Origin of the sequence: Paenibacillus tyrphae, assembly GCF_027925525.1 — a bacterium.
In the GTDB taxonomy this organism is placed as follows: Bacteria; Bacillota; Bacilli; order Paenibacillales; family NBRC-103111; genus Paenibacillus_G; species Paenibacillus_G tyrfis_B.
Genome location: NZ_BSDJ01000003.1, coordinates 341,501 through 361,627, shown reverse-complemented (window position 1 = coordinate 361,627; position 20,127 = coordinate 341,501). Strand labels below are relative to the sequence as shown.

Here is a 20,127-nt window from a genome sequence, read left to right as displayed (position 1 = left end):
AGCGCAAAATATACTCTAGCCTTACCCAATTTCGGAGCAATCTATACCGTTCCTAATCATTCTGCCGCCAAACTTCCGCTCCTAAATTCGATAGATTGGTTACCAGATGATCGTAGCCTCTGTCGATATATTCAACGCCGGTAATTTCCGTAACGCCGTCCTCAACCGTCAGTCCTGCGATAACCAGCGATGCGCCCGCGCGAAGATCGGTCGCTTTGACCTTGGCCGCGCTTAGCTGACTGCCTTCGATGACGGCGGAACGACCTTCCACTTTGATCTTGGCCCCCATACGCATCAGCTCCGGGACATGCTTGAACCGGTTGCTGTACACGTAGTCGCTCAAAATGCTGACTCCGCGCGTCTGCGTCAGCAGACTGCTCATCGGAGACTGCAAGTCGGTCGCAAATCCAGGATATACGAGCGCTTTCACGTCCACGGCTTCGTATTCCGGCTGTCCGACTACACGGATCGATTCGTCCATTTCGTAAATATGTACGCCCATTTCCTGCAATTTGGCGGTTAGAGCTTCCATATGCTTCGGAATGACATTATCGACAATGACGTCGCCGCGCGTCGCCGCTGCAGCAATCATGTAAGTCCCTGCTTGAATGCGGTCCGGAATGATCGAATGACGGCAGCCGTGCAGCGCATCGACGCCCTCGATCCGGATCGTTTCGGTTCCTGCGCCTTTGATTTTGGCGCCCATGGAGTTCAAAAGTGTAGCTACATCTATAATTTCAGGCTCTTTTGCCGCATTTTCAATGGTTGTGACGCCTTTGGCCCGCGAGGCCGCCAGCATGATGTTAATCGTCGCCCCTACGCTGACGACGTCCAGATAGATTTTAGCTCCGCGTAATTCCTTCGCTTGGATGTGCAGGGCGCCGTTTTCGTTCGAAATTCGTGCCCCCAGTGCCTCAAAACCTTTGATATGCTGATCGATCGGCCGCGGTTCGAAATTGCAGCCGCCAGGCAAACCTATCGTCGCCTCGCCGAAACGCCCGAGCAAGGCTCCCATCAAATAGTAGGAAGCTCTAAGCTTCTTCACGTTCCCGTTCGGCATCGGCCGGGATAACAGCCGGCTCGGATCGATCATCATCTGATCCTTGCTCCATTCTACCGATGCGCCGAGTTCCTGAAGCAGCTCGGTATAAATCGCCACGTCGCTAAGGATAGGCAAATTATCGAGCGTAACAGCCGTTTCCGATAAAATGGCGGCCGGAATAAGCGCAATCGCGCTATTCTTGGCCCCGCTGATTTGAACCGTTCCCCGCAGCGGGCGCCCACCGGCGATCATCAATTTCTCCATTCGTTGTTCTTCCTCCCACTTCACTGCTTTAACGCATTACCAGTCAGGTGCAAACTCGTCTAAGTTGGGTTCCGTGCCTACGTTTACAAAAGAAGAGAGGGAAATACACCGAATCCCGGTGTATTTCCCGCTGTGGTCGATTAAGCTTGGTTGGCGCTTCCGAACAGCTGGATTTTGGATTTCACCACTTCAACCATGGCTTTGCGGGCAGGAGTGAGGTATTTGCGAGGATCGTACACTTTCGCGTCTTTGTTAAGAACTTCGCGGATCGTTTGCGTACAAGCCACTTGATTCTCGGTGTTCACGTTGATTTTGCCTACGCCGGCTTCGATGGACTTGCGGATCATTTCGTCCGGTACGCCGGAGCCGCCGTGCAATACAACCGGAACCGGAATCGCTTTGGATACCTTCTCGATAATATCGAAATGGATGTTTGGTTCGCCGGCATACATACCGTGTGCCGTACCTACGGCAATCGCCAGGCAGTCGACACCTGTCTCTTCGTAGAAGCGGATCGCTTCTTCCGGTTTCGCCAAGTTGGCAGCGGACTCATCTACGCTAATGTCGTCTTCCACGCCGCCGATCGTTCCAAGCTCGCCTTCGACGGATACGCCCATCGCATGCGCAGCTTTCACGACCTCTTTGGTCAGACGGATATTTTCTTCAAAGGAATAATGGGAACCGTCGAACATGACGGAGCTGAAGCCTGCGCGGATACATTTCATGGCGACTTCAAAGCTGCTGCCATGGTCAAGATGCAGGGCGATCGGAAGACCGGATTTTTTAGCGGCTGCTTCCGCGATCGCTACCGTAAATTCGATGCCCATATACTTCAGCGCGCCTTCGGATACGCCGAAAATAAACGGGGATTTCAATTCTTCTGCCGCTTCCGTAATAGCTTGGGCAAATTCCAAGTTATTCATATTGAACTGACCTACTGCGTACTTGTTCGCTTTTGCTTTAGGCAAAAATTCGTTCATTGAAACGAGTGGCATGGTGGTTCTCTCCTCCTATGTCGTTAATGACCGTGCCAGAGTGCTTATCTGTACTCTTTTGTCATACTGGCCCATTATATCATAGATCGCGACAAACGTTAATAATCTATCGCACACCTCGCCCAAGACGATAGACTCCGGGAACCGCTCAAGAAAAAAGAGGACCCTCATCAGGATCCTACGGCGTAAGAGTTATTGTTAGGAGTTCGCAACTGCTGGTTGACGGCTTGGCGCAGCTCGTCGATGTCGAACGGCTTCGTGAAGTGCATGATCGCGCCGAGATCGGTCGCTTCCTTGATCATGTCCAGTTCGCCGTATGCCGTCATCATGATGACTTTGATCGATGCATCAATGCTTTTAATGTGCTTGAGGATATCGAGACCGTCCATGCCCGGTATCTTCATATCGAGCAAAACCAGATCGGGCGATACGTTTCTTACAATCTCGAGTGCGAGTTTACCGTTGGAAGCCTGATAGGTTTCATAGCCTTCGCTGCTGAAGACCTCCATCAACAGGATGCGGATGCCGTTTTCATCGTCAACTATGAGCAGCTTCTTTTTCATCGAGGTATCCTCCTATTCTGTTTCCCTGAGGTTAAGAATTCCGTTCTGTTATGCCCGCAATAACAGTATTCGCTGCCGCTCCCGCGATTCCTGCCGTATCTTCAAAAAAAGTTGAAAACTTTTACAAATTAAGCAGACATGCACAAACCGTTCGCTCCTTGGGGTACAAAAAACAGGAGACGCGTCCGGTTCATGCCGGATACGTCTCCTGCTTCGATAGCTGCGCACAGCGATTTATTTGGAATGCTTGTAGGCCGCTTGTACGAAATGCTTGAACAACGGCTGCGGACGGTTCGGTCTCGAGGTGAATTCCGGGTGGAATTGCACGGCCAGGAACCACGGATGGTCCGGGCATTCGATAATCTCGACCAAACGCCCGTCCGGGCTTGTGCCGGAAATCTGCAAGCCGGCCGCTTCGATGCGGTCACGGTACTCGTTGTTGAACTCGTACCGGTGGCGATGGCGCTCATAAACGAGCTCGTCATCGTAGCAGCGCATCGCAAGCGATCCTTCCTTGAGCTTGCAAGGATACAGGCCAAGGCGCATCGTTCCGCCAAGGTCTTCGATATCCTTCTGCTCCGGAAGCAGGTCGATGACCGGGTAAGGCGTCGTCGGATGAATCTCCGAGCTGTTCGCGCCTTCGAGCCCTACCACCGAGCGGGCATATTCGACAACGGCCACCTGCATGCCGAGACAAATGCCGAAGAACGGGATTTTGTTCTCGCGCGCGTAACGGATCGCCGTCACCTTGCCTTCGATACCGCGGTCGCCGAAGCCGCCCGGCACCAGAATGCCCTGAACGCCGGAGAGCAGCTGGTCCACGTTATCGTCGGAGACTTCCTCCGCATTGATCCAACGGATTTTGACTTCGGTATTGCAGTCGATTCCGGCGTGGCCGAGCGATTCGACAATGCTGAGATAAGCGTCGTGCAGAGCCACGTATTTGCCGACAATCGCAATTTCGGTCGTCGTCTTAAGCGACTTCACCCGATTTACGAGGCTTTCCCACTCCGTCATGTCCGGCTCGTTCGTGGACAGCTTCAGGTGGTTGACGACGATGTCGTCAAGCCCTTGCTCGCGCAGCATCAGCGGCACTTCGTACAACGTCTCGGCGTCGATGCACTCGATTACAGCGCCCGGGTCGACATCGCAGAACTGCCCCAGCTTGCGCTTCATGTCCTCGGTCAGTGGATGCTCCGTCCGGCAGACGATCACATGCGGCTGGATGCCGATGCTGCGCAGCTCTTTGACGCTGTGTTGAGTCGGCTTCGTTTTCACTTCGCCGGCCGCTTTCAAATAAGGAATGAGCGTGACGTGAATATACATGACGTTCTCACGGCCGATGTCGCTCTTGATCTGACGAATCGCTTCAAGGAACGGTAAGCTCTCGATATCGCCCACCGTACCGCCGATCTCGGTAATGACAACGTCCGAATGCGCTTCGCGTCCGGCGCGGAATACCCGCTCCTTGATTTCGTTCGTAATGTGCGGGATGACCTGCACGGTCCCGCCCAAATATTCGCCGCGGCGCTCTTTGGCAATGACGGAGGAGTACACTTTCCCCGTGGTGACATTGCTGTTTTTCGACAGGTTGATGTCGATAAAGCGTTCGTAGTGTCCGAGGTCAAGATCCGTTTCCGCGCCGTCGTCGGTGACGAACACTTCCCCGTGCTGGTAAGGGCTCATCGTTCCCGGGTCCACGTTAATGTAAGGATCGAACTTCTGGATCGTGACTTTCAGTCCGCGGTTTTTAAGCAGTCTTCCGAGCGATGCGGCCGTGATGCCTTTGCCTAAGGAGGAAACGACGCCCCCGGTCACGAAAATGTACTTTGTCATCTGTAATACCTCCCAAAAGTTTTGCGTCCCGATCCAGGATAAACGGCCCCAACGTCTCTATCTTAAAAGGATAAGCACGTTTATCAAGGTTGATACGAAGCGATAAGTTACGAAAGCTCACAAAATTTTTCCAACAAAAAAAGAAAAAGCGCCCGTAAATACGGGGCACTTTTTATCAAAAGTCATCAAGGTTCGTATCGTTCCATCTAAAGCCCAGAAAATAGTTTACTCTGAACGCTCCCGGCTGTCAAGGACAAGCCTGTTTTATTTATTGTCTTCCTCGTCGTCGTCCGCACTGTCGTCGTCATCGCCCAAATCTTCCAGATCCTCTTCGGACTCTTCCTCTTCCAGCGTCTCGTCCAGGTCCTCGTCTTCGAGTTCTTCGTCTTCGAAAAACTCGGTTTCTTCCTCGACTTCTTCTTCCGCGTCAAAATCGTCGTCGCGAGGCGCATCGAACGAATCGTATTCTTCTTCGACGAATACGTCTTCTTCCTCGGCGAAAAGATCCTCGTCGTCCAGATCGTCATCCTCATCGTTAATGATACGAGGACGCTTGCCGCTGCCCACCGAATCCTCGGACTTCTCGACAGGATACCAGCGTTTCAATCCCCACAGATTGGTGCCGACGCACGCAAAGCGGCCGTCGATATTAATCTCCGTATATAATTGCGCAATGACCTGCATGACTTCGTCATCGGACAGACCTTTGATTTTGGCAATCTCCGCCATCAAATCCCGATAGTAATACGGCGTGTTGGCCGCTTTCAGAAGCTCAAAGGCGAGGTCGACCATAGGCATTTCCTTGGCTTGCTCTGCGCCGATTTTAAGCAGTAAGTTTTGAGCACTCATTTCGGGGCACATCCCTTCCAACGTCTTTAACTACCACTAAACTATCCACTATCACCAATAAGTAAACCTTATTTTATGTAAAAAAGCAACTGGCCGCGCGGCATTTTCCGAAATGGAAACAAGGACCGCACCGGCAGCTCGCGCTCGGCGCCGTCCGCTGCAGGCGTGATCCTTGTTCCGACTGTATCCGCAAAAGACGAGGCGCCGACTGCCCGCTGTCTTTTGCCCCTGCTTAATGAAAGACGGAGGAGTGCCAGACCCTCCCCTACTTATGGTATGTGTCCGCTTTCGCTTTGACACGGTTACGCACCTAATTATTTTGAATAAGGCCATGCGCTCATACGGAAGCTTTCGTTCCCTCATACGATACAAAAAGGAATTTCCGAGCCTGTGGGAGGGAACGACATGAATCCGTCGACGTTCGTGTCATGGCTTCACGAAGCCATGGAAGGCTCCGAGGGTACCGAAAAGCGGCATATTATCCGGTTTCTGAACGACCGGGATTATGCCGCTTTCGCCCGGCAAATCGGCCGGCAGCGGAAATCGCTCCCCCGGCTGCACCAGATTCAGCCGCTCCGTCTCATCCGCGCCATCTCCTGCACGCTTCGGACCGGCAGCGAAGCAGTCTCGGCCCCTTTTATCCGCTCGATCGAGCCGGATACGCGCATTAAGCTGCATGCCCTGGGCCATGCTTCGTCCGCTCTGCCTTCCGGCGAAGAAAAAAAATCGCCCGATAAGGCCGTCATCCCTTGGGGGATCCGCCATATTCGTGCCCCGCAGGCTTGGAGCAGATCGCGCGGGGAACGGGTACGCATCGGCGTCATCGACACGGGCGCGGATTATACGCACCCCGACCTTCGCCATTGCTTGTCGCGGGGCGTCAATATTTTGAACCGCCAGCTGCCGCCGATTGACGACAACGGCCACGGCACGCATATCGCGGGAACGATCGCGGCACACACCCGGCACCGGGGCATTATCGGCGTGGCGCCACAGGCCATTCTTCATCCGGTGAAGGCTTTCGATCAGCACGGCGGTGCATTCGTCTCCGATATTATCGGAGGCATTGACTGGTGCGTCTCCAGCGGCGTCGATATCATCAATATGAGCTTCGGTATGAAAACGTACAGCAAAGCGCTGGAAGCGGCGGTGCTCAGCGCCTATCGGAGCGGCATCATCGTCGTAGCCTCCTCGGGCAACGAAGGCAACCAGGCCGAGGTCGACTATCCCGCCCGGCTACGGCAAGTCATCGCCGTCGGAGCGACGACCCGCAAAGGCCGGATTGCCCCCTTCAGCAATATCGGCAAACAGATCAACATCTACGCGCCCGGGGAAAAAGTATATTCCACCTGGCTGCATGGCAAGTATCACGAGCTCAGCGGCACATCCATGGCAACCTCCCATGTCACAGGAGTTATCGCGCTGATGCTTGCGAGAAAGCCCGATCTCAAGCCGCTGCGAATTAAAAATTTGCTGCGCAAGCATGCCCGCTATCTCATAAAAGCACGCAAAATGATAACCGGCGCCAAGGAAATCCACGCCTTTCGAAGCGTATCCGCCGTATCCAAATAACCGGTCACTCCGGTACGGGTACGGCGGTCAGGCATATGCTGCAGCGCTCGGGCGCTTGCCCCATCACCGACAGCTCATAGCTCCAGCGGACGACAAGCAGAGCGTCCGGTCCTTCCGCGGAAACGTCCAGCGTTTGAGTGAATGTTTCCAGCTCAAGCCGCCCTTGAGGCGTCTGAAGATACCCGTAATGCCGCCGGTCCGGAACGAACTTCTGCTCGAAGGATACGTCCCCGTGCCGGATAATCCGTACTTCCCCCTGCTCCACCCGGACGGTCGTTACCGTACGGCCCATCTCCGCTTCCGGAGGCTCAGCATATCGAAGGTACCCATGACGTCCCTTCGAGAACCATTCGCCTGTCATCTGCCGCACGATCCGTTCCCCGCCGCTGTCGCTTTCCAGCGTAATGCGTACGGCCCGCTTGCCCGCGCCAGTCTGCTGCTTTTCCGTCATCTTCGCTTTCTCTCCCGTCCTGCTGTGATCCTCCTATTGTACAAAAAAAAGCAATCCACGGACAGGACTTCCTTCCGCTCCCGGACAAGCCCGGACCTGGTGGGCGGCGGCGGTTTGCAAGAACCCTTATTCTTGCTAAGATGGTATGGGAATAGTGGGCTTCCATTTATGGAAACCAAATGTATCCTTCATCCGTCTGTTATAGTAAGTTTCGGCACTGTGAGAGGCCGGCCAATCCATCCCGAGGAGATTGCTCATTCACATGGATTCCAACGAAAGCAGCCCCAATAAAAAGTTGTCCAGAAGATCATTTCTGAAAACATTGACGGTAACCGCCGCCGGACTCGTCGCCCTGCCCGGGGCCACCTACGGGTATGCCCGTTATGCCGAGCCGAGATGGCTGGAAGTCACGGAATATATGCTGTCTTTTGCAAGATTGCCCCAACAGCTGGACGGAATAAAAATGGTGCAGTTCAGCGACGTGCACCTCGGCTTTAATTTCGATACGAAGAATTTGTCGGAACTGATCGGACTGATCAACCGGATTCAACCGGATATCGTATGCTTTACCGGAGATCTGGTGGATGATGCCGTCGGTCCCGATGGCGACGCCTATGCCCGCATACTCTCGGAGCTGCGGCCTCCATTGGGAAAATATGCGGTGCTGGGCAATCACGATTATAAAGACGCCCGGCAGGTCCAAGCTCTATTAAAAAGCGCCGCTTTCGAGGTCTTAACCAATAAGATGGTGCGGATTCAACACCAGGGGAGCAGCTTCGTCATGGCAGGCGTAGACGACCAATGGAAAGGAAATCCCGACGCCGACAAAGCGCTGGCCCGCGTTAGACCGGAGGACTTCGTCATTTTGCTATCGCATTGCCCCGATTTTGCCGATATTGCCGTGCACTATCCGGTTGACTTTCAGCTGTCGGGACATAGCCACGGAGGGCAAGTGCGCCTGCCGTTCTACGGACATGTGCTGGCACCCAAATTCGGAAAGAAATATGTCCTCGGGCATTACATTCTTGGCGGCGGCAAACTGCAGCTGTTCGTCAACCGGGGGATCGGCGTTTCCACGCATCCCGTCCGCTTTTTATGCCGCCCGGAGCTGACGGTGTTTACTTTGCGAAAAGGTTGAGGCGGCGCAGCAAGACCCCCAGTCCCAATACCGCCACAGCCCCGATCAGTTCAAGCTCCATATCGTGCTGCGCGTCCCACGGATCGCCTTGCGATCCAAGAAACAACGCACCCATCTCCGGCGCAACCAGTCCGGCGACCCACATCTCGATCAATTCGTAAAATGCGCCGGTGGCCAGCACAACGGCGACGGCAAGCGCATCCGCCGCAAAGCCTCTCACCCCTGCAAGCCTCCTAAGCGCCTCCCGGATCGGTCCGGCCAGCAGCACGCCGTAAGCCAGATGCACCAGCCGGTCATATGGCAGACGCCCCCCGCCGAACAGCAGCTGCAGCAGCGGATCGATCGGCGTCGCGCCGTAGGAGCCGTGCGACCCGTACGTATGAAGCGCCAAAAACAAAGCAATCCCCACATAAGAACCGTGACTGAGCGGAAACCTTCGGTAGGTTCCGATCAGCACCCCCACGCACAGAAAGATCAGCAAATTTTCCAGCAGCCAGTCGAACCGGTTTGTCGGCGCTATCGCCATCCATGCCCAGAATCCCCCATACGCCAGCAGGACGAAAACCGGAAACGCAGGCTTTGTTGTTGCCAATGATTTTGCCGCATTCAAACGCGAGCCCCCCTCTCTTTATGGCTCTATTGTAGGCCGCAACCAATGAAGGGAATAAGTACTAACTTCGACTAGTACCGGGCGGGAAGCCAGACGCAAAAAGCCGCCATGCTTCCCACAAGGGAAAACATGGCGGCGGTACTTCCCGCGCGATTGGATTACTTCACCAAGCCCAGCAGCATTTCGCGAATGAGCTTGCTGGCGACGATCTGGGTCTGCTCCGTCGGGTCGTAGGCCGGGGCCACTTCGACGAGATCGGCGCCGACGAAGTTCAACTCGGAGGCAGCCATCGCATGAATTGCCGCGAGCAGCTCCTTGGACGTGATGCCGCCCGCTTCGGCGGTACCGGTGCCCGGGGCACACATCGGATCGAGCACGTCGATGTCGATCGTCAAATAAACCGGACGTCCGGCCAACTCCGGCAGCACCTTCTTGAGCGGCTCCAGCACTTCGAACGGATAGAAGTTGATGTTCTCGCGTCCGAACTGGAATTCCTCGCGGGAGCCGGAACGGATGCCGAACTGGTACACGTTCTTGCCGCCCATGAGCAGCGCCGCTTTGCGGACCGGCGTCGAGTGGGACAGCGGCTCGCCTTCGTACTGCTCGCGCAGATCGGCATGCGCATCGATGTGGATGAGCGCAAGATCCGGGTATTTCTTGTACACCTCTTGGATGACCGGCCACGAAACGAGATGCTCGCCGCCAAGGCCGAGCGGGAACTTACCGTCGGCCAGCAGTCCGTGTACATATTCGCCAATGATGTCGAGGCTGCGGCCCGGGTTGCCGAACGGCAGCAGCAGGTCGCCTGCGTCGAAATAGGTGATGTCTTCCAAGCTTTTATCCAAATACGGGCTGTATTCCTCCAGACCGATCGACACCTCGCGGATACGCGAAGGGCCGAAGCGGGAGCCGGGACGGAAGCTGACGGTATAGTCCATCGGCATGCCGTAAATGACGGCGCGAGACGCCGCATAGTCGTCCGAGCTCAGAATGAACACGTTGCCGGAATATTTTTGATCGAGTTTCATCAGTCGCTAGTCTCCTCCGCTTACTTCGTCAAATCTTCCACGAATTTCGGCAGTACGAAAGCCGCCTTATGCAGACGCGGCGAGTAATACTTCGTGTCGATCTCCGGAATTTTCGTTTCATCGACGGCGAGCGGATCGTGCTTCTTGCTGCCCATGGTGAAGGTCCAGAGGCCGCTCGGATACGTCGGGATATTCGCACAGTACACGCGGACGATCGGGAAAATTTGCTTCACGTCGCGGTTGACGTTTTGGATCAGATCCGCTTTGAACCAAGGGTTGTCCGTTTGGGCCACGAAAATGCCGTCTTCCTTCAGCGCGTCGTAGATGCCTTTATAGAAGCCCTGCGTGAACAGGTTCACCGCCGGACCGACCGGCTCGGTGGAATCGACCATGATCACATCGTACGTGTTCTTATGATCGTGGATGTGCATGTAGCCGTCGTTTACGATCACTTCTACGCGCGGGTTGTCCAGTTCGCCTGCGATGGTCGGCAAGTACTGCTTGGAGTACTCGATGACTTTACCGTCGATGTCGACCAGCACCGCTTTTTCCACTTCCGGGTGCTTCATGACTTCCCGGATCACACCGCCGTCGCCGCCGCCGACCACAAGCACGTGCTTCGGATTCGGATGCGTATAGAGCGCCGGATGCGCAACCATCTCGTGATAGACGAACTCGTCCTTCACGGTCGTCATGACCATACCGTCGAGCACGAGCATCGTGCCCCATTCTTCCGTTTCGATCATCGCGAGATCTTGGAAGTCGGTTTTTTCGGTGACGTGGGTTTTGCTGATTTTTGCCGTAATGCCGAAGTTATCGGTCTGCTTCTCCGTGTACCACAATTCCATATGTAATTCCACCTTTCGTTCGGTTCGTTAGGGCCGGCCGGACAGGGGCCGGAAGACGGGCGGACATCTGCTTTTTTCCAAGGATTCAGCTTGTCTCTGGCATGTCAAATTGTATTATAGAGTATCTCCCCAAAATTGCAAATACAAAGAGGGTCGTTCCGTCCGTTTTTCAAAAAAAATTAACGTTTCCGCCTGTCCTTCGTGAATATGGGCTGCTATGTTTTTCCATACTGGGAATAGAGACGAAAAGCATCGGCGGAAAGACGGAAGGAGCTGACGGAACGTGTCGGACATGCCCAAAAAACAGCCCCCGCCGGAAAACGGCGGGGCGCTCCGCTTCGCCCGGCGGCTCAAAGCGTGGCTGTCGTTTTCGTTGACGTGCCTGCTGCTTGGCGCCGGAATTATGATCGTGCTGCTGCTGTTCATGCGCTCGCAGGCGCTTCCCGTGTCCAAGACGGAGACGGCGTCGGAAATGTACGACGTGCACGGCGAGCTGATCGAAGCGTACGGCGCAGTGAAAAACCGGCAGAGCGTATCGCTCCGGGACATTTCCCCGAAGCTGCTCGAAGCGACGCTGGCGGTGGAAGACCGCACATTCTACCAGCACTACGGGTTCGATCCGAAAGGGATTGTCCGGGCGGCCTGGGTCAATCTCCAGCATATGTCCAAGGTGCAGGGGGCCGGCACGATTACGCAGCAGCTCGCACGCAATCTGTACTTGTCGCACGAGCGGACGTGGAGCCGCAAAATCAAGGAAACGTATTACGCCGTACAGATGGAACTGCAAATGAGCAAAGACCAAATTCTGGAGCAATATTTGAATCAAATTTATTACGGGCATGCGACGTACGGCATCGGGGCGGCGGCGAAGCTCTTTTTCGGCAAAGAGGTCAAGGAGCTGACGCTGGCCGAAAGCGCGCTGCTCGCCGGCATCCCGAAAGGACCGCGTTATTATTCGCCTTATTACGATATGGACAGTGCGCTCGACCGGCAAAAAACGGTGCTGCAGACGATGGTGGAGGCGGGCTACATCACGTCCGCCGATGCGAATCAGGCGGCGCGGGAAAAGCTGCACATTCTTCCGCTGGAGGAGCATAAAAAAGCGGTGACGGCCCCCTACTTCCGCGACTATGTACGGGGCGCGGCGGCCGATCTGCTCGGCCTCGAAGACAAGGAATTCGTCGAAAGCGGTCTGCGGATTTATACGACGCTGGACTTGAAGGCGCAAGCCGTCGCCGAGGAGGTTGTGGCGAAGCAGCTGGAAAAATATCCGGAGCTGCAGGCGGCGCTTGTCGCCATCGATCCGCGCAACGGATACGTCAAAGCGATGGTCGGAGGGCGCAATTACGCCCAAAACCAGTACAACCGGGCGCTGTCCAGCACGCGGCAGCCGGGGTCGTCGTTCAAACCGATCGTGTATTTGACGGCGCTGAAGGAAAAGGGATTCACTCCGGCCACCCGCTATAAAAGCGAGCTAACAACGTTCACCTACGATCAAGGACGGCAAACCTATACGCCGAACAACTTCGGCAACGCCTATTACGATTGGATCGATATGAGAACGGCCATCGCCAAATCGGACAACATCTACGCCGTGCATACGGTGCTGGAAACCGGACCGGATCGCGTCATTGAAATGGCCCGCCGGATGGGAATCACGAGCCCCATGAAGCCAATGCCTTCACTCGCACTGGGCACGTTCCCCGTCAGCCCTTACGAGATGGCTTCGGCCTTCGGCATCCTCGCCAACCAGGGCGTGCGCGTCGAGCCGACGGCTATCGTGCGCATCGAGGACCGTCGCGGACGGGTGCTGTACGAGGCGAAGCCGAAGCAGGAAACGGTCATTGAGCCCGCCTATACCTATGTGCTGACGCAGCTGATGGAAAGTGTCTTCGACCAAGGCGGCACGGGCAGCCGCGTGTCCAGCGTGATCAAGCGCCCCGTAGCGGGCAAAACCGGCACGACGGACACGGACGCCTGGCTCGTCGGCTACACGCCCGAGCTGTCGACCGCCGTCTGGGTGGGTTATGATAAAGGGCGCAACATCAACAACGTCGAATCGCATCTGGCCGCGCCGCTCTTCGCGGAGTTTACCGAGCGGACACTGGAATCGGTGCCGCCGAAGCTGTTCCCGGTACCGGAAGGCGTCGTGAGCGTCTATGTCGACCCGGCAACCGGCAAGCTGGGGAACGACGACTGCCCGGGCTCGCGGTTGGAAACGTTCATTCAAGGGACGGAGCCGACGGAATACTGCACGCAGCAGCCCGGGAAAAATGATGCTGGCAAAGCCGGCAAAGGAAAGCAGAACCGTTCCTGGTGGGAGGATCTGAAGCGCTGGTGGAGCAGCTAAAAGCCGGGGAACGAAAAAGGATGGCGCAAGGCAGGCAGAAAATGTATTGTTAGCGGAAACACAAAAAGGCAGACCTACGGTCTGCCTTTTTGCTGTCCTAGTATATGATGCATATACTAGCCATTAGTATACATTGTTATAGCAAACGGTACAAGACCGTCACATAATGTACAAAAATTTTAATTGTCCAGCGCTTCATGCAGCGCGGCATCGGAACGCTGCCACATCTCCGGATCGTTATCCACCAGCAATTGCTTCAGCGCCGCTTTCTGCTCCGGCCCGAGATTGTCCAGCATGATGCGGCGTTTGAGCGCATAATCCATCCGGTTCACATGGTCGACGAGCAGCTTCCAGCCTTTGCGCGCTTCGGTATCGATCCGCATCTCGCAAGAGGTGACGCCGGCGTAGTATTTGCCCTCTTCCTTAAAATCGACCGCCACCCATACGATCCAGCACGGACGGCCGTTCGGCACTTCATCGGCGTTGACGGTAAACTTGATGCCTTTCTCCACCTTGCTCTTCGCGTGCAGCGCCCCCAGATCGAGATACGCCTCCGCCTCGTCGATAATGACGCTGGAGAGCTGGCTCAGATCGATGGAGCCCTGCCCGAAGCCGCGGTGCTTCGTCTCCTTGCTGCTGACGATGTTCAAGGTCGGCAGCTTCTTCTTCGTGTCCGCCGCCTGCGCGTTTTGTTCATTTATATCCATCCGTGCACCACCTGTTTCACGTGATAATTAGCTATTCCAAAGTGTCCCCATCCGCTACTGCCAAGCGGCAGCCTGAAGCTGCAGATATCAAAATTGTACTAAAAAGCGGTCCCTCCGGCAAGTTCAGCTCTTGTGAACAGCCGCCGATTCTTTTTGAGGACGGTAGAAATAATCCTCGTCCCCCTCACATATACATGCTGTAGATGCTTGTCAACGGGGTGAATATTGGATGAAAATACGACTCGGCTACCGAATCGCAACATGGGGCTCGATCTTTGCTCTTACCTTCACGGCCACGCTGCTGACGAACGTCCTGCCGGAATCCGGCCCGCAGCCGCTCAAGTCGGCGGCAGGGTGGCTGCTGCCCGCAGATGCCGCCATTCCTGCCGTCTTACCTGCAGACGAACCGGCGAACCCGCTGACGATGCTCAAGCCGGTCCCTTCGACGACGGGGCGCGCCGTCGTCGCCGCGCCCCGCTGGCCTTCCGCCAGAGGACAAGCGGACGGCTCGTCTACGGGCATCTTCCTGCCCTCGGGCGGAGCGCTCCCGGTCAACGCGCGCTTGAACGAACCGGTCGCGCCTCCGCCCGCGCCGCCCAGCCTGCCGGCCCGCCCGGCGGAGAAGCCGGCTCCGAAGCCGCTTAGCGAGCGAATCGTGGAATATCATCTGAGCGCGGAGCTGGACGCGCAGGGCAAATCGATCCGCGGCACGGCGGCATTGACCTGGAAAAACCCTGGAAGCGTACCCGTTCAGGAATTGTATTTTCATTTGTATCCGAACGCCTTCGAATCGAAGAAATCGACCTTCATGAAGGAGTCCGGCGGAAAGCTGCGGCATGACGCGAGCAAGGAAGGCAGCTTCGGAGGCATGACCGTCAGCTCGATCAAGACGCTGGACGGCAACGAAATCGAGCTCGGCGACCGGATCGAGTACGTCCAGCCGGACGACGGGAACAAGGACGACCGGACGCTGATCAAGGTGCCGCTGCCCAAAGCAGTCGGACCCGGCGAGAAGGTAACGCTCCGCACCGATTTTTCGGTCAAGCTGCCGCAGGTGTTCGCCCGGATGGGGTATGCCGGAGATTTCGTCATGGCCGGGCAATGGTTTCCGAAGGTTGCCGTATATGAACCCAAAGGAGTCCGCGGCCGGGCGGACGAAGGCTGGAACCTGCACCAGTATCACGGTAACTCGGAATTTTATTCGGACTTCGGCATCTTCGACGTCAAGCTGAAGGTTCCCTCCGCTTATACCGTAGCGGCCACCGGCTTCCCCACCAAACCTGTCGCCGATGACGGCAAAACGAGAACCTACACCTTCTATGCCGACGACGTGCATGATTTTGCCTGGTCGGCCTCGCCGCATTTCGTTTATTTCGAAGAGCCTTACGCGACCCCCCATCTGCCCGGCGTCCGCATCAAGCTGTATCTCGATCCGAAGCATGAGCGTCTCAAGGCCCGCTACATGACCGCCGCCAAAAAAGCGCTGGCCCGCTACTCCCAATGGTACGGCAGCTACCCGTATTCGACCTTGTCGATCGTCGTGCCGCCCGCAGACGGCAACGGTGCCGGAGGCATGGAGTATCCAACGCTCGTGACCGCCTGGGGAGCCGCTGAGGAAAACCCGTCTCTGGAGCTTGAACGGGTCGTCGTGCACGAGATCGGCCACCAGTTCTGGTACGGGATGGTGGCCAGCAATGAATTCGAGGAAGCATGGCTCGACGAAGGCTTCACTTCGTATGCCGAAGACCGGATCATGGAAGCGGAATACGGCGTGCGCCCGAACCTGCTCGTCGAATCGAGCTACATTACGAATCCGGCGGCGCTCAAGCTGCATTCGTGGGGCTACAGCGGACACAATCAATACGCCGAGAATGTCTACACCCGCGCCAAGCTTGTGCTTAAGGCGATGGAACGGCAGGCCGGGCTGGAGACGATGGATAAAATTTTGCGCACCTATTTCCAGCGCTGGAAGTTCAAGCATCCGGGTACGGCCGATTTTCAAAGGACGGTCGAGGACGTAACGAAAATAAGCTGGCAGGACTTTTTCCATCAATTCATCTATAACGGCATGATGGTCGATTACGCCGTCACCGGAATCAAGGTCCGGAAAGCGACCGAAAACGGGCAGCCCGTCTATGAGAACAGCGTGCAGCTTCGCAAGCTGGACGGAACCTACCACAATGTGCCGATCCGCTTTCGCTTCGCCGACGGCTCGGAGCTGGATAAGACGTGGGACGGTGTCGACAGCGAAGTAATTATGAAGCTGAACCACGCCTCTCCGCTCGCTTGGGTAGCCCTCGATCCGCAGCATTCGATCGTACTGGAAAACAAGCGGATCAACAGCTTTATGAAAACGGAGGTCGATACCAAGCTGTCCGTTCGATGGAACATGGGGATCGTCAAATTTTTGGAGACCTTGTTCGGCTGGGTCGTCTGGTGAGGTGATGAACATGTGGAATCGGATCAAAAAGGGCTGGGCCATCGCCTGGTATCAGCCGTTCGCCGTCTTCGCGCTATTTTTCTACAATCTGCTTTGGGGCGTCGTCTTGTATAAACTCATTCAGTCGGTCGTGCTCCCCCTCCTTCACCGGTATCCCGGCGGAGCACTTCCCGGCGAGTCGGTACAGCTGTTCTGGGTGGAGGGCCAATTTCAGTTGATGAAAACCGACCTGATCGTACCCTACCTATGGACGGGGCTCGGCCTGCTCGGGCTCCGGATGCTGCTGCATCCCGCGCTGAACGCCGGAGTTTTCTACTCCCTTCAACACGGGGAACTAAATGCGGGCTACCGGTTTATGACCGGCATCCGCAAGCTGTTCTTACCGTTCCTCGGGCTGTATGCGCTCCAGCTCGTTCTGTCGATCGGCCCGTTTTACTGGCTTGCGCCTCACGTTGCCAAGCAATACGCCGTCCATGCCTCCTACGCTTCACTGGGGCAAGCGCTGCTGCCTGCCTTGGCCTTGTACGTCGCTTACCTGTTCCTGCTGCAGCTGTTGTTCCTGTTCCTGCAGATCGGCAAAACGGACGGAAGGTCCCCGCTGTACACGCTGCTGTTCGCCTTCCGGCATCTGCCGGTCATCGTGCTGGCCGCGCTGGCGGTCGCCACCCTATCGCTTGTACTGTCCGCGGCCGTGATGGTGTCGTCTTTCTGGTGGGCCGGCTTCGCGGCACTCGTTCTCATGCAGGCGTACCGGCTGGTGCAAACGTTTTTCAAGATATGGGAGATCGGTACGCAGTATGCACTTTGGGCAGAGAAGGCATAGCCCCATTCCCCCTCATAAAGTTAAATAATGACAAAATATTAGGAACGTCTTCTTCCGAAAGTGCCGGGAGATGACGTTCTTTTTGGCTTATAAACAAAAAGTTTCATAAATAAACATTGATTTTGTGACAATTATGTGACAAAGGGAGGAAAACGTCATGTCGGCTCGAATATATGTACTCGGAATTAAAAAAAGAAAATTTGGCCGAATTTCTGTTCGCAGAAAACGGGGGATCCATTTTTGGGTGAATTGATCTCGCAGTAGAGTGATCATAGGGAACCTTCAACCGAACCCTCAAGCTAACCTCGTAGGCACCGGAAGGGGAAACTTCTTTGAAAAAGCTTGTAGGTTTTGCATTTTCTTTGACCTTGTTTTGCAGCATTTCCGTCGGTAGCGTCTTTGCGGAAACCCCACTAAGCTCAGCGGTTAACGAGGCTATGGGCACGCCCTACAAGTACGCGGGCACCACAACCAAAGGCTTCGATTGCTCGGGTTACACTTCGTGGGTATTCGACAAATTCGGCGTCGATCTGCCGCATACGTCCAAAGGCCAAGCCGAGCTTGGTACCGAGGTGGCCAAAGACCAGCTTCGTCCCGGTGACCTGGTGTTCTTCAACACCGACGGCAAAGGGATCTCCCATGTAGGCGTATACGTAGGCGAAGGCAAGTTCTATCACTCCGCTACGGATCAAGGCGTCACTGTTACGAAACTCAGTGAATCCTATTACGCCAAGCGTTACGTCACGGCGCGGCGCGTCCTGTCGGACGAGCAGTACAAGCAAGTGATGACTGACAAGTAACTTTAATGACCTGAACGGAAGTTTCCCGTACCTTCGAAAGCCCTGAGCGTTTGTCTGCTCTGCGTTCGTTCCAACGAACAGCCGATCAGACAAGCCTGCAGGGCTTTCCGTCTTTAGCGGATGAAGGGCACAGAATGCTGCACTCAGGCATCACGAAATCATTACATAAGCGCAAAAAAATAGAGCCGCCTGACGTCATTCGACGAAGACAGCTCTGTTTTTGTTATACGCCTGCCGGAAACCCGCTCCGGATTTGCCCGCGATTATGGCAAATTAGAGAGTATAGCTGCGAGGCGCTTCCTCATAGGGCGTGGCAAAATTCTGGTTTTTCAATTCCTCATAGAAAGCAGCCATGGCCGCATAGATGTACGGCTGCACCCAAAGCAAGCCGAAGCCGAACGGAATCATCCCGAGCACAATCCATCCGATAAAGCTCAAGAACAGCATGAACAGCCGGGTCTTGTGTCCGTTCATCATTTCCTTGCTTTGACGCAAAGCATCGAGGGCCGGCATTCCCGGATTGTCGCGCATAATGAAATACGCTTGCGAGTAGCTTAAAGCCGCAATAATCCCCGGTACAATAAGAAGCAGCGACCACAAGAAAATGAAGATGCCCGACACAAGATTTAAAACGAAGGCATTCCCGAACTGGTTGTTATTGAATCCGTCGAACAAATTGCTGACCGACGTCAGTTCGCCGCGAATCGTGCCCAGGTAATAACCGTACAGGCCGTACGTCAAAGGTCCGGTAATCACGATAGCGCCAATCCATCCGATCAACGGAATGTTCGCCATCACGGAAAGAATAATCCCATAAATGAAAACGCCAAGAACCGCGTTCACCCAGTTGCCTTGCAAGCTTTCCCTCGCCATCCGGCGAAGCTCTGAATTTGTCAGCATACCAAAACTTCCACTCCCGCTAAAAAAATTTTTACGCGCATTCAACGGTTACCCGTCCATCTGGCATGTACTATATGATATCTGGTAAAAGCAGGGCATTTCAATGTGATTTTCGACACAATTTGTCAATATTTCTGGTAAATTGGACCTGTTTTTTCACTCTCCTGCCAGCCCGTATCACTTTTGAATCATCGATCTGTACATCATCAGTATATTGACTGTCCGGTTGGTCAGTTATATAATGATCCGGAAAGGAGCTTCGCCATGGAACCCAAAGTACAAGATAAGCGCATGGAAAAGGGCGAACAAACCCGGATACGAATTTTACACGCTGCGATCACCATCATTTCGGACCACGGCATCAAAGAGGTATCGGCGGCCAAGCTCGCGCAGCTGACAGGCGTGAGCAAGAGCAATATATTTCACCATTTCAAATCCATCGATGAAATCCTTTACGGCGTCCTACACATTTTGTTCGACGAGCTTCTTGAGCCGCTGGCACGGGAATATCGGGATTTGGAGCAGTTTCTTCATCAGGTCGGACAGTCCGTATTCCGAGTGCCTGAACCTTATCTCAAAGTGTTCAAAGCCTTCTTCTCCTTTTATCATGAGGGCATGTTCAATCCGGAGTATCGGGAAGCCCTCCTAAGCTGTACCAATAAAATAACCGAGCTTTTACACCATCAGCTCAACCGGCTGGCTCCCCGTCCCCTCGACGAAAAAACGCTGGATTCCATGACTGCGCTTCTCTTTTCGCTCATGGACGGCATGGGCCTACATTATTTGCTGAATGGAAACGGTCAGTTGTACGAACAAGCTTGGCAGCTGCAAGTTAGCATGCTCTGCCGACACTTAGCCGAAGACGACTCCCCGGTGTAAGCCGGAGATCGTTTCACATAAAACTGACCGTT

18 protein-coding genes and 1 riboswitch are annotated in these 20,127 nt (G+C 55.1%); of the genes, 7 read left to right on the top strand and 11 right to left on the bottom strand.

The genetic code is table 11. The features are described 5' to 3' along the window. Nucleotides 1–52: 52 nt before the first annotated feature. From QMG93_RS05325 to rpoE, 5 genes are all read right to left on the bottom strand, one after another. Nucleotides 53–1,306, bottom strand: a complete 1,254-nt coding sequence (locus tag QMG93_RS05325; RefSeq protein ID WP_281934167.1) for a UDP-N-acetylglucosamine 1-carboxyvinyltransferase — start codon at nucleotides 1,304–1,306, stop codon at nucleotides 53–55. Nucleotides 1,307–1,446: 140 nt separating this feature from the next. Further along, on the bottom strand, nucleotides 1,447–2,301 hold the full coding sequence (gene fba, locus QMG93_RS05320) for a class II fructose-1,6-bisphosphate aldolase (protein ID WP_063187788.1): 855 nt from the start codon (nucleotides 2,299–2,301) through the stop codon (nucleotides 1,447–1,449). A 170-nt stretch (nucleotides 2,302–2,471) separates the two neighbouring features. Further along, entirely contained in the window at nucleotides 2,472–2,864 is a 393-nt protein-coding gene (locus QMG93_RS05315) for a response regulator (RefSeq protein ID WP_281934164.1), read from the bottom strand. 234 nt (nucleotides 2,865–3,098) lie between these two features. Continuing rightward, entirely contained in the window at nucleotides 3,099–4,700 is a 1,602-nt protein-coding gene (locus QMG93_RS05310) for a CTP synthase (RefSeq protein ID WP_281934162.1), read from the bottom strand. 264 nt (nucleotides 4,701–4,964) lie between these two features. After that, nucleotides 4,965–5,549, bottom strand: coding sequence for a DNA-directed RNA polymerase subunit delta (gene rpoE, locus QMG93_RS05305; RefSeq protein WP_281934160.1), 585 nt, complete (start codon nucleotides 5,547–5,549; stop codon nucleotides 4,965–4,967). Between the two features lie 405 nt (nucleotides 5,550–5,954). Between rpoE and QMG93_RS05300 the strand changes: the two genes are divergently transcribed. Beyond that, a complete protein-coding gene (locus tag QMG93_RS05300) occupies nucleotides 5,955–7,121 on the top strand; it encodes a S8 family peptidase (protein ID WP_281934159.1) in 1,167 nt (388 codons plus the stop codon). 4 nt (nucleotides 7,122–7,125) lie between these two features. On the opposite strand, the gene QMG93_RS05295 is transcribed toward QMG93_RS05300, so the two are convergent. Further along, nucleotides 7,126–7,572 (bottom strand): DUF1934 domain-containing protein, encoded by a 447-nt coding sequence (locus QMG93_RS05295; RefSeq protein WP_281934157.1) that lies wholly within the window; start codon nucleotides 7,570–7,572, stop codon nucleotides 7,126–7,128. A 262-nt stretch (nucleotides 7,573–7,834) separates the two neighbouring features. Between QMG93_RS05295 and QMG93_RS05290 the strand changes: the two genes are divergently transcribed. Next, nucleotides 7,835–8,710, top strand: a complete 876-nt coding sequence (locus tag QMG93_RS05290; protein WP_281934155.1) for a metallophosphoesterase — start codon at nucleotides 7,835–7,837, stop codon at nucleotides 8,708–8,710. Here QMG93_RS05290 and QMG93_RS05285 read toward each other — a convergent pair. From QMG93_RS05285 to speE, 3 genes are all read right to left on the bottom strand, one after another. Then, nucleotides 8,691–9,320: a DUF2238 domain-containing protein gene (locus QMG93_RS05285; protein WP_281934153.1), complete on the bottom strand. Its 630-nt coding sequence runs from the start codon at nucleotides 9,318–9,320 to the stop codon at nucleotides 8,691–8,693. The two genes, QMG93_RS05290 and QMG93_RS05285, sit on opposite strands and share 20 nt — an antisense overlap. A gap of 158 nt (nucleotides 9,321–9,478) precedes the next feature. Further along, complete coding sequence (gene speB, locus QMG93_RS05280) at nucleotides 9,479–10,348, bottom strand: agmatinase (protein ID WP_063187799.1); 870 nt, start codon at nucleotides 10,346–10,348, stop codon at nucleotides 9,479–9,481. A gap of 20 nt (nucleotides 10,349–10,368) precedes the next feature. Next, nucleotides 10,369–11,196, bottom strand: coding sequence for a polyamine aminopropyltransferase (gene speE, locus QMG93_RS05275; protein ID WP_010500307.1), 828 nt, complete (start codon nucleotides 11,194–11,196; stop codon nucleotides 10,369–10,371). Nucleotides 11,197–11,488: 292 nt separating this feature from the next. On the opposite strand from speE, the gene QMG93_RS05270 reads away from it, so the two are divergent. Beyond that, nucleotides 11,489–13,546, top strand: coding sequence for a transglycosylase domain-containing protein (locus QMG93_RS05270; RefSeq protein WP_281934228.1), 2,058 nt, complete (start codon nucleotides 11,489–11,491; stop codon nucleotides 13,544–13,546). Nucleotides 13,547–13,725: 179 nt separating this feature from the next. Here the strand turns inward: QMG93_RS05270 and QMG93_RS05265 are convergent, their stop codons facing one another. Further along, nucleotides 13,726–14,253, bottom strand: coding sequence for a YwhD family protein (locus QMG93_RS05265; RefSeq protein ID WP_281934148.1), 528 nt, complete (start codon nucleotides 14,251–14,253; stop codon nucleotides 13,726–13,728). 229 nt (nucleotides 14,254–14,482) lie between these two features. On the opposite strand from QMG93_RS05265, the gene QMG93_RS05260 reads away from it, so the two are divergent. The 3 genes from QMG93_RS05260 to QMG93_RS05250 all read left to right on the top strand — a co-directional run bounded on the left by QMG93_RS05260 (nucleotide 14,483) and on the right by QMG93_RS05250 (nucleotide 18,316). Next, nucleotides 14,483–16,693 (top strand): M1 family metallopeptidase, encoded by a 2,211-nt coding sequence (locus QMG93_RS05260; RefSeq protein ID WP_281934146.1) that lies wholly within the window; start codon nucleotides 14,483–14,485, stop codon nucleotides 16,691–16,693. 10 nt (nucleotides 16,694–16,703) lie between these two features. After that, nucleotides 16,704–17,516, top strand: coding sequence for a hypothetical protein (locus tag QMG93_RS05255; RefSeq protein WP_281934144.1), 813 nt, complete (start codon nucleotides 16,704–16,706; stop codon nucleotides 17,514–17,516). Nucleotides 17,517–17,708: 192 nt separating this feature from the next. Continuing rightward, a riboswitch (cyclic di-AMP (ydaO/yuaA leader) is annotated at nucleotides 17,709–17,845 on the top strand. A gap of 3 nt (nucleotides 17,846–17,848) precedes the next feature. Then, nucleotides 17,849–18,316 carry a C40 family peptidase gene (locus QMG93_RS05250; protein WP_127462719.1) on the top strand — a complete coding sequence of 156 codons (468 nt, stop codon included), beginning with the start codon at nucleotides 17,849–17,851 and terminating at the stop codon, nucleotides 18,314–18,316. Between the two features lie 273 nt (nucleotides 18,317–18,589). On the opposite strand, the gene QMG93_RS05245 is transcribed toward QMG93_RS05250, so the two are convergent. Then, the gene (locus QMG93_RS05245; RefSeq protein ID WP_281934141.1) at nucleotides 18,590–19,216 is read right to left on the bottom strand and encodes a DUF975 family protein; all 627 of its coding nucleotides are present in this window, start codon (nucleotides 19,214–19,216) and stop codon (nucleotides 18,590–18,592) included. 264 nt (nucleotides 19,217–19,480) lie between these two features. Between QMG93_RS05245 and QMG93_RS05240 the strand changes: the two genes are divergently transcribed. Next, nucleotides 19,481–20,095, top strand: a complete 615-nt coding sequence (locus QMG93_RS05240; protein ID WP_281934139.1) for a TetR/AcrR family transcriptional regulator — start codon at nucleotides 19,481–19,483, stop codon at nucleotides 20,093–20,095. Nucleotides 20,096–20,127: the final 32 nt, after the last annotated feature.

Bases quoted from the DNA above. Each gene is read 5' to 3' on its own strand.
- QMG93_RS05325 (WP_281934167.1), bottom strand. From the start codon at position 1,306: ATGGAGAAATTGATGATCGCCGGTGGGCGCCCGCTGCGGGGAACGGTT.
- fba (WP_063187788.1), bottom strand. From the start codon at position 2,301: ATGCCACTCGTTTCAATGAACGAATTTTTGCCTAAAGCAAAAGCGAAC.
- QMG93_RS05315 (WP_281934164.1), bottom strand. From the start codon at position 2,864: ATGAAAAAGAAGCTGCTCATAGTTGACGATGAAAACGGCATCCGCATC.
- QMG93_RS05310 (WP_281934162.1), bottom strand. From the start codon at position 4,700: ATGACAAAGTACATTTTCGTGACCGGGGGCGTCGTTTCCTCCTTAGGC.
- rpoE (WP_281934160.1), bottom strand. From the start codon at position 5,549: ATGAGTGCTCAAAACTTACTGCTTAAAATCGGCGCAGAGCAAGCCAAG.
- QMG93_RS05300 (WP_281934159.1), top strand. From the start codon at position 5,955: ATGAATCCGTCGACGTTCGTGTCATGGCTTCACGAAGCCATGGAAGGC.
- QMG93_RS05295 (WP_281934157.1), bottom strand. From the start codon at position 7,572: ATGACGGAAAAGCAGCAGACTGGCGCGGGCAAGCGGGCCGTACGCATT.
- QMG93_RS05290 (WP_281934155.1), top strand. From the start codon at position 7,835: ATGGATTCCAACGAAAGCAGCCCCAATAAAAAGTTGTCCAGAAGATCA.
- speB (WP_063187799.1), bottom strand. From the start codon at position 10,348: ATGAAACTCGATCAAAAATATTCCGGCAACGTGTTCATTCTGAGCTCG.
- speE (WP_010500307.1), bottom strand. From the start codon at position 11,196: ATGGAATTGTGGTACACGGAGAAGCAGACCGATAACTTCGGCATTACG.
- QMG93_RS05270 (WP_281934228.1), top strand. From the start codon at position 11,489: ATGCCCAAAAAACAGCCCCCGCCGGAAAACGGCGGGGCGCTCCGCTTC.
- QMG93_RS05265 (WP_281934148.1), bottom strand. From the start codon at position 14,253: ATGGATATAAATGAACAAAACGCGCAGGCGGCGGACACGAAGAAGAAG.
- QMG93_RS05260 (WP_281934146.1), top strand. From the start codon at position 14,483: ATGAAAATACGACTCGGCTACCGAATCGCAACATGGGGCTCGATCTTT.
- QMG93_RS05255 (WP_281934144.1), top strand. From the start codon at position 16,704: ATGTGGAATCGGATCAAAAAGGGCTGGGCCATCGCCTGGTATCAGCCG.
- QMG93_RS05245 (WP_281934141.1), bottom strand. From the start codon at position 19,216: ATGCTGACAAATTCAGAGCTTCGCCGGATGGCGAGGGAAAGCTTGCAA.
- QMG93_RS05240 (WP_281934139.1), top strand. From the start codon at position 19,481: ATGGAACCCAAAGTACAAGATAAGCGCATGGAAAAGGGCGAACAAACC.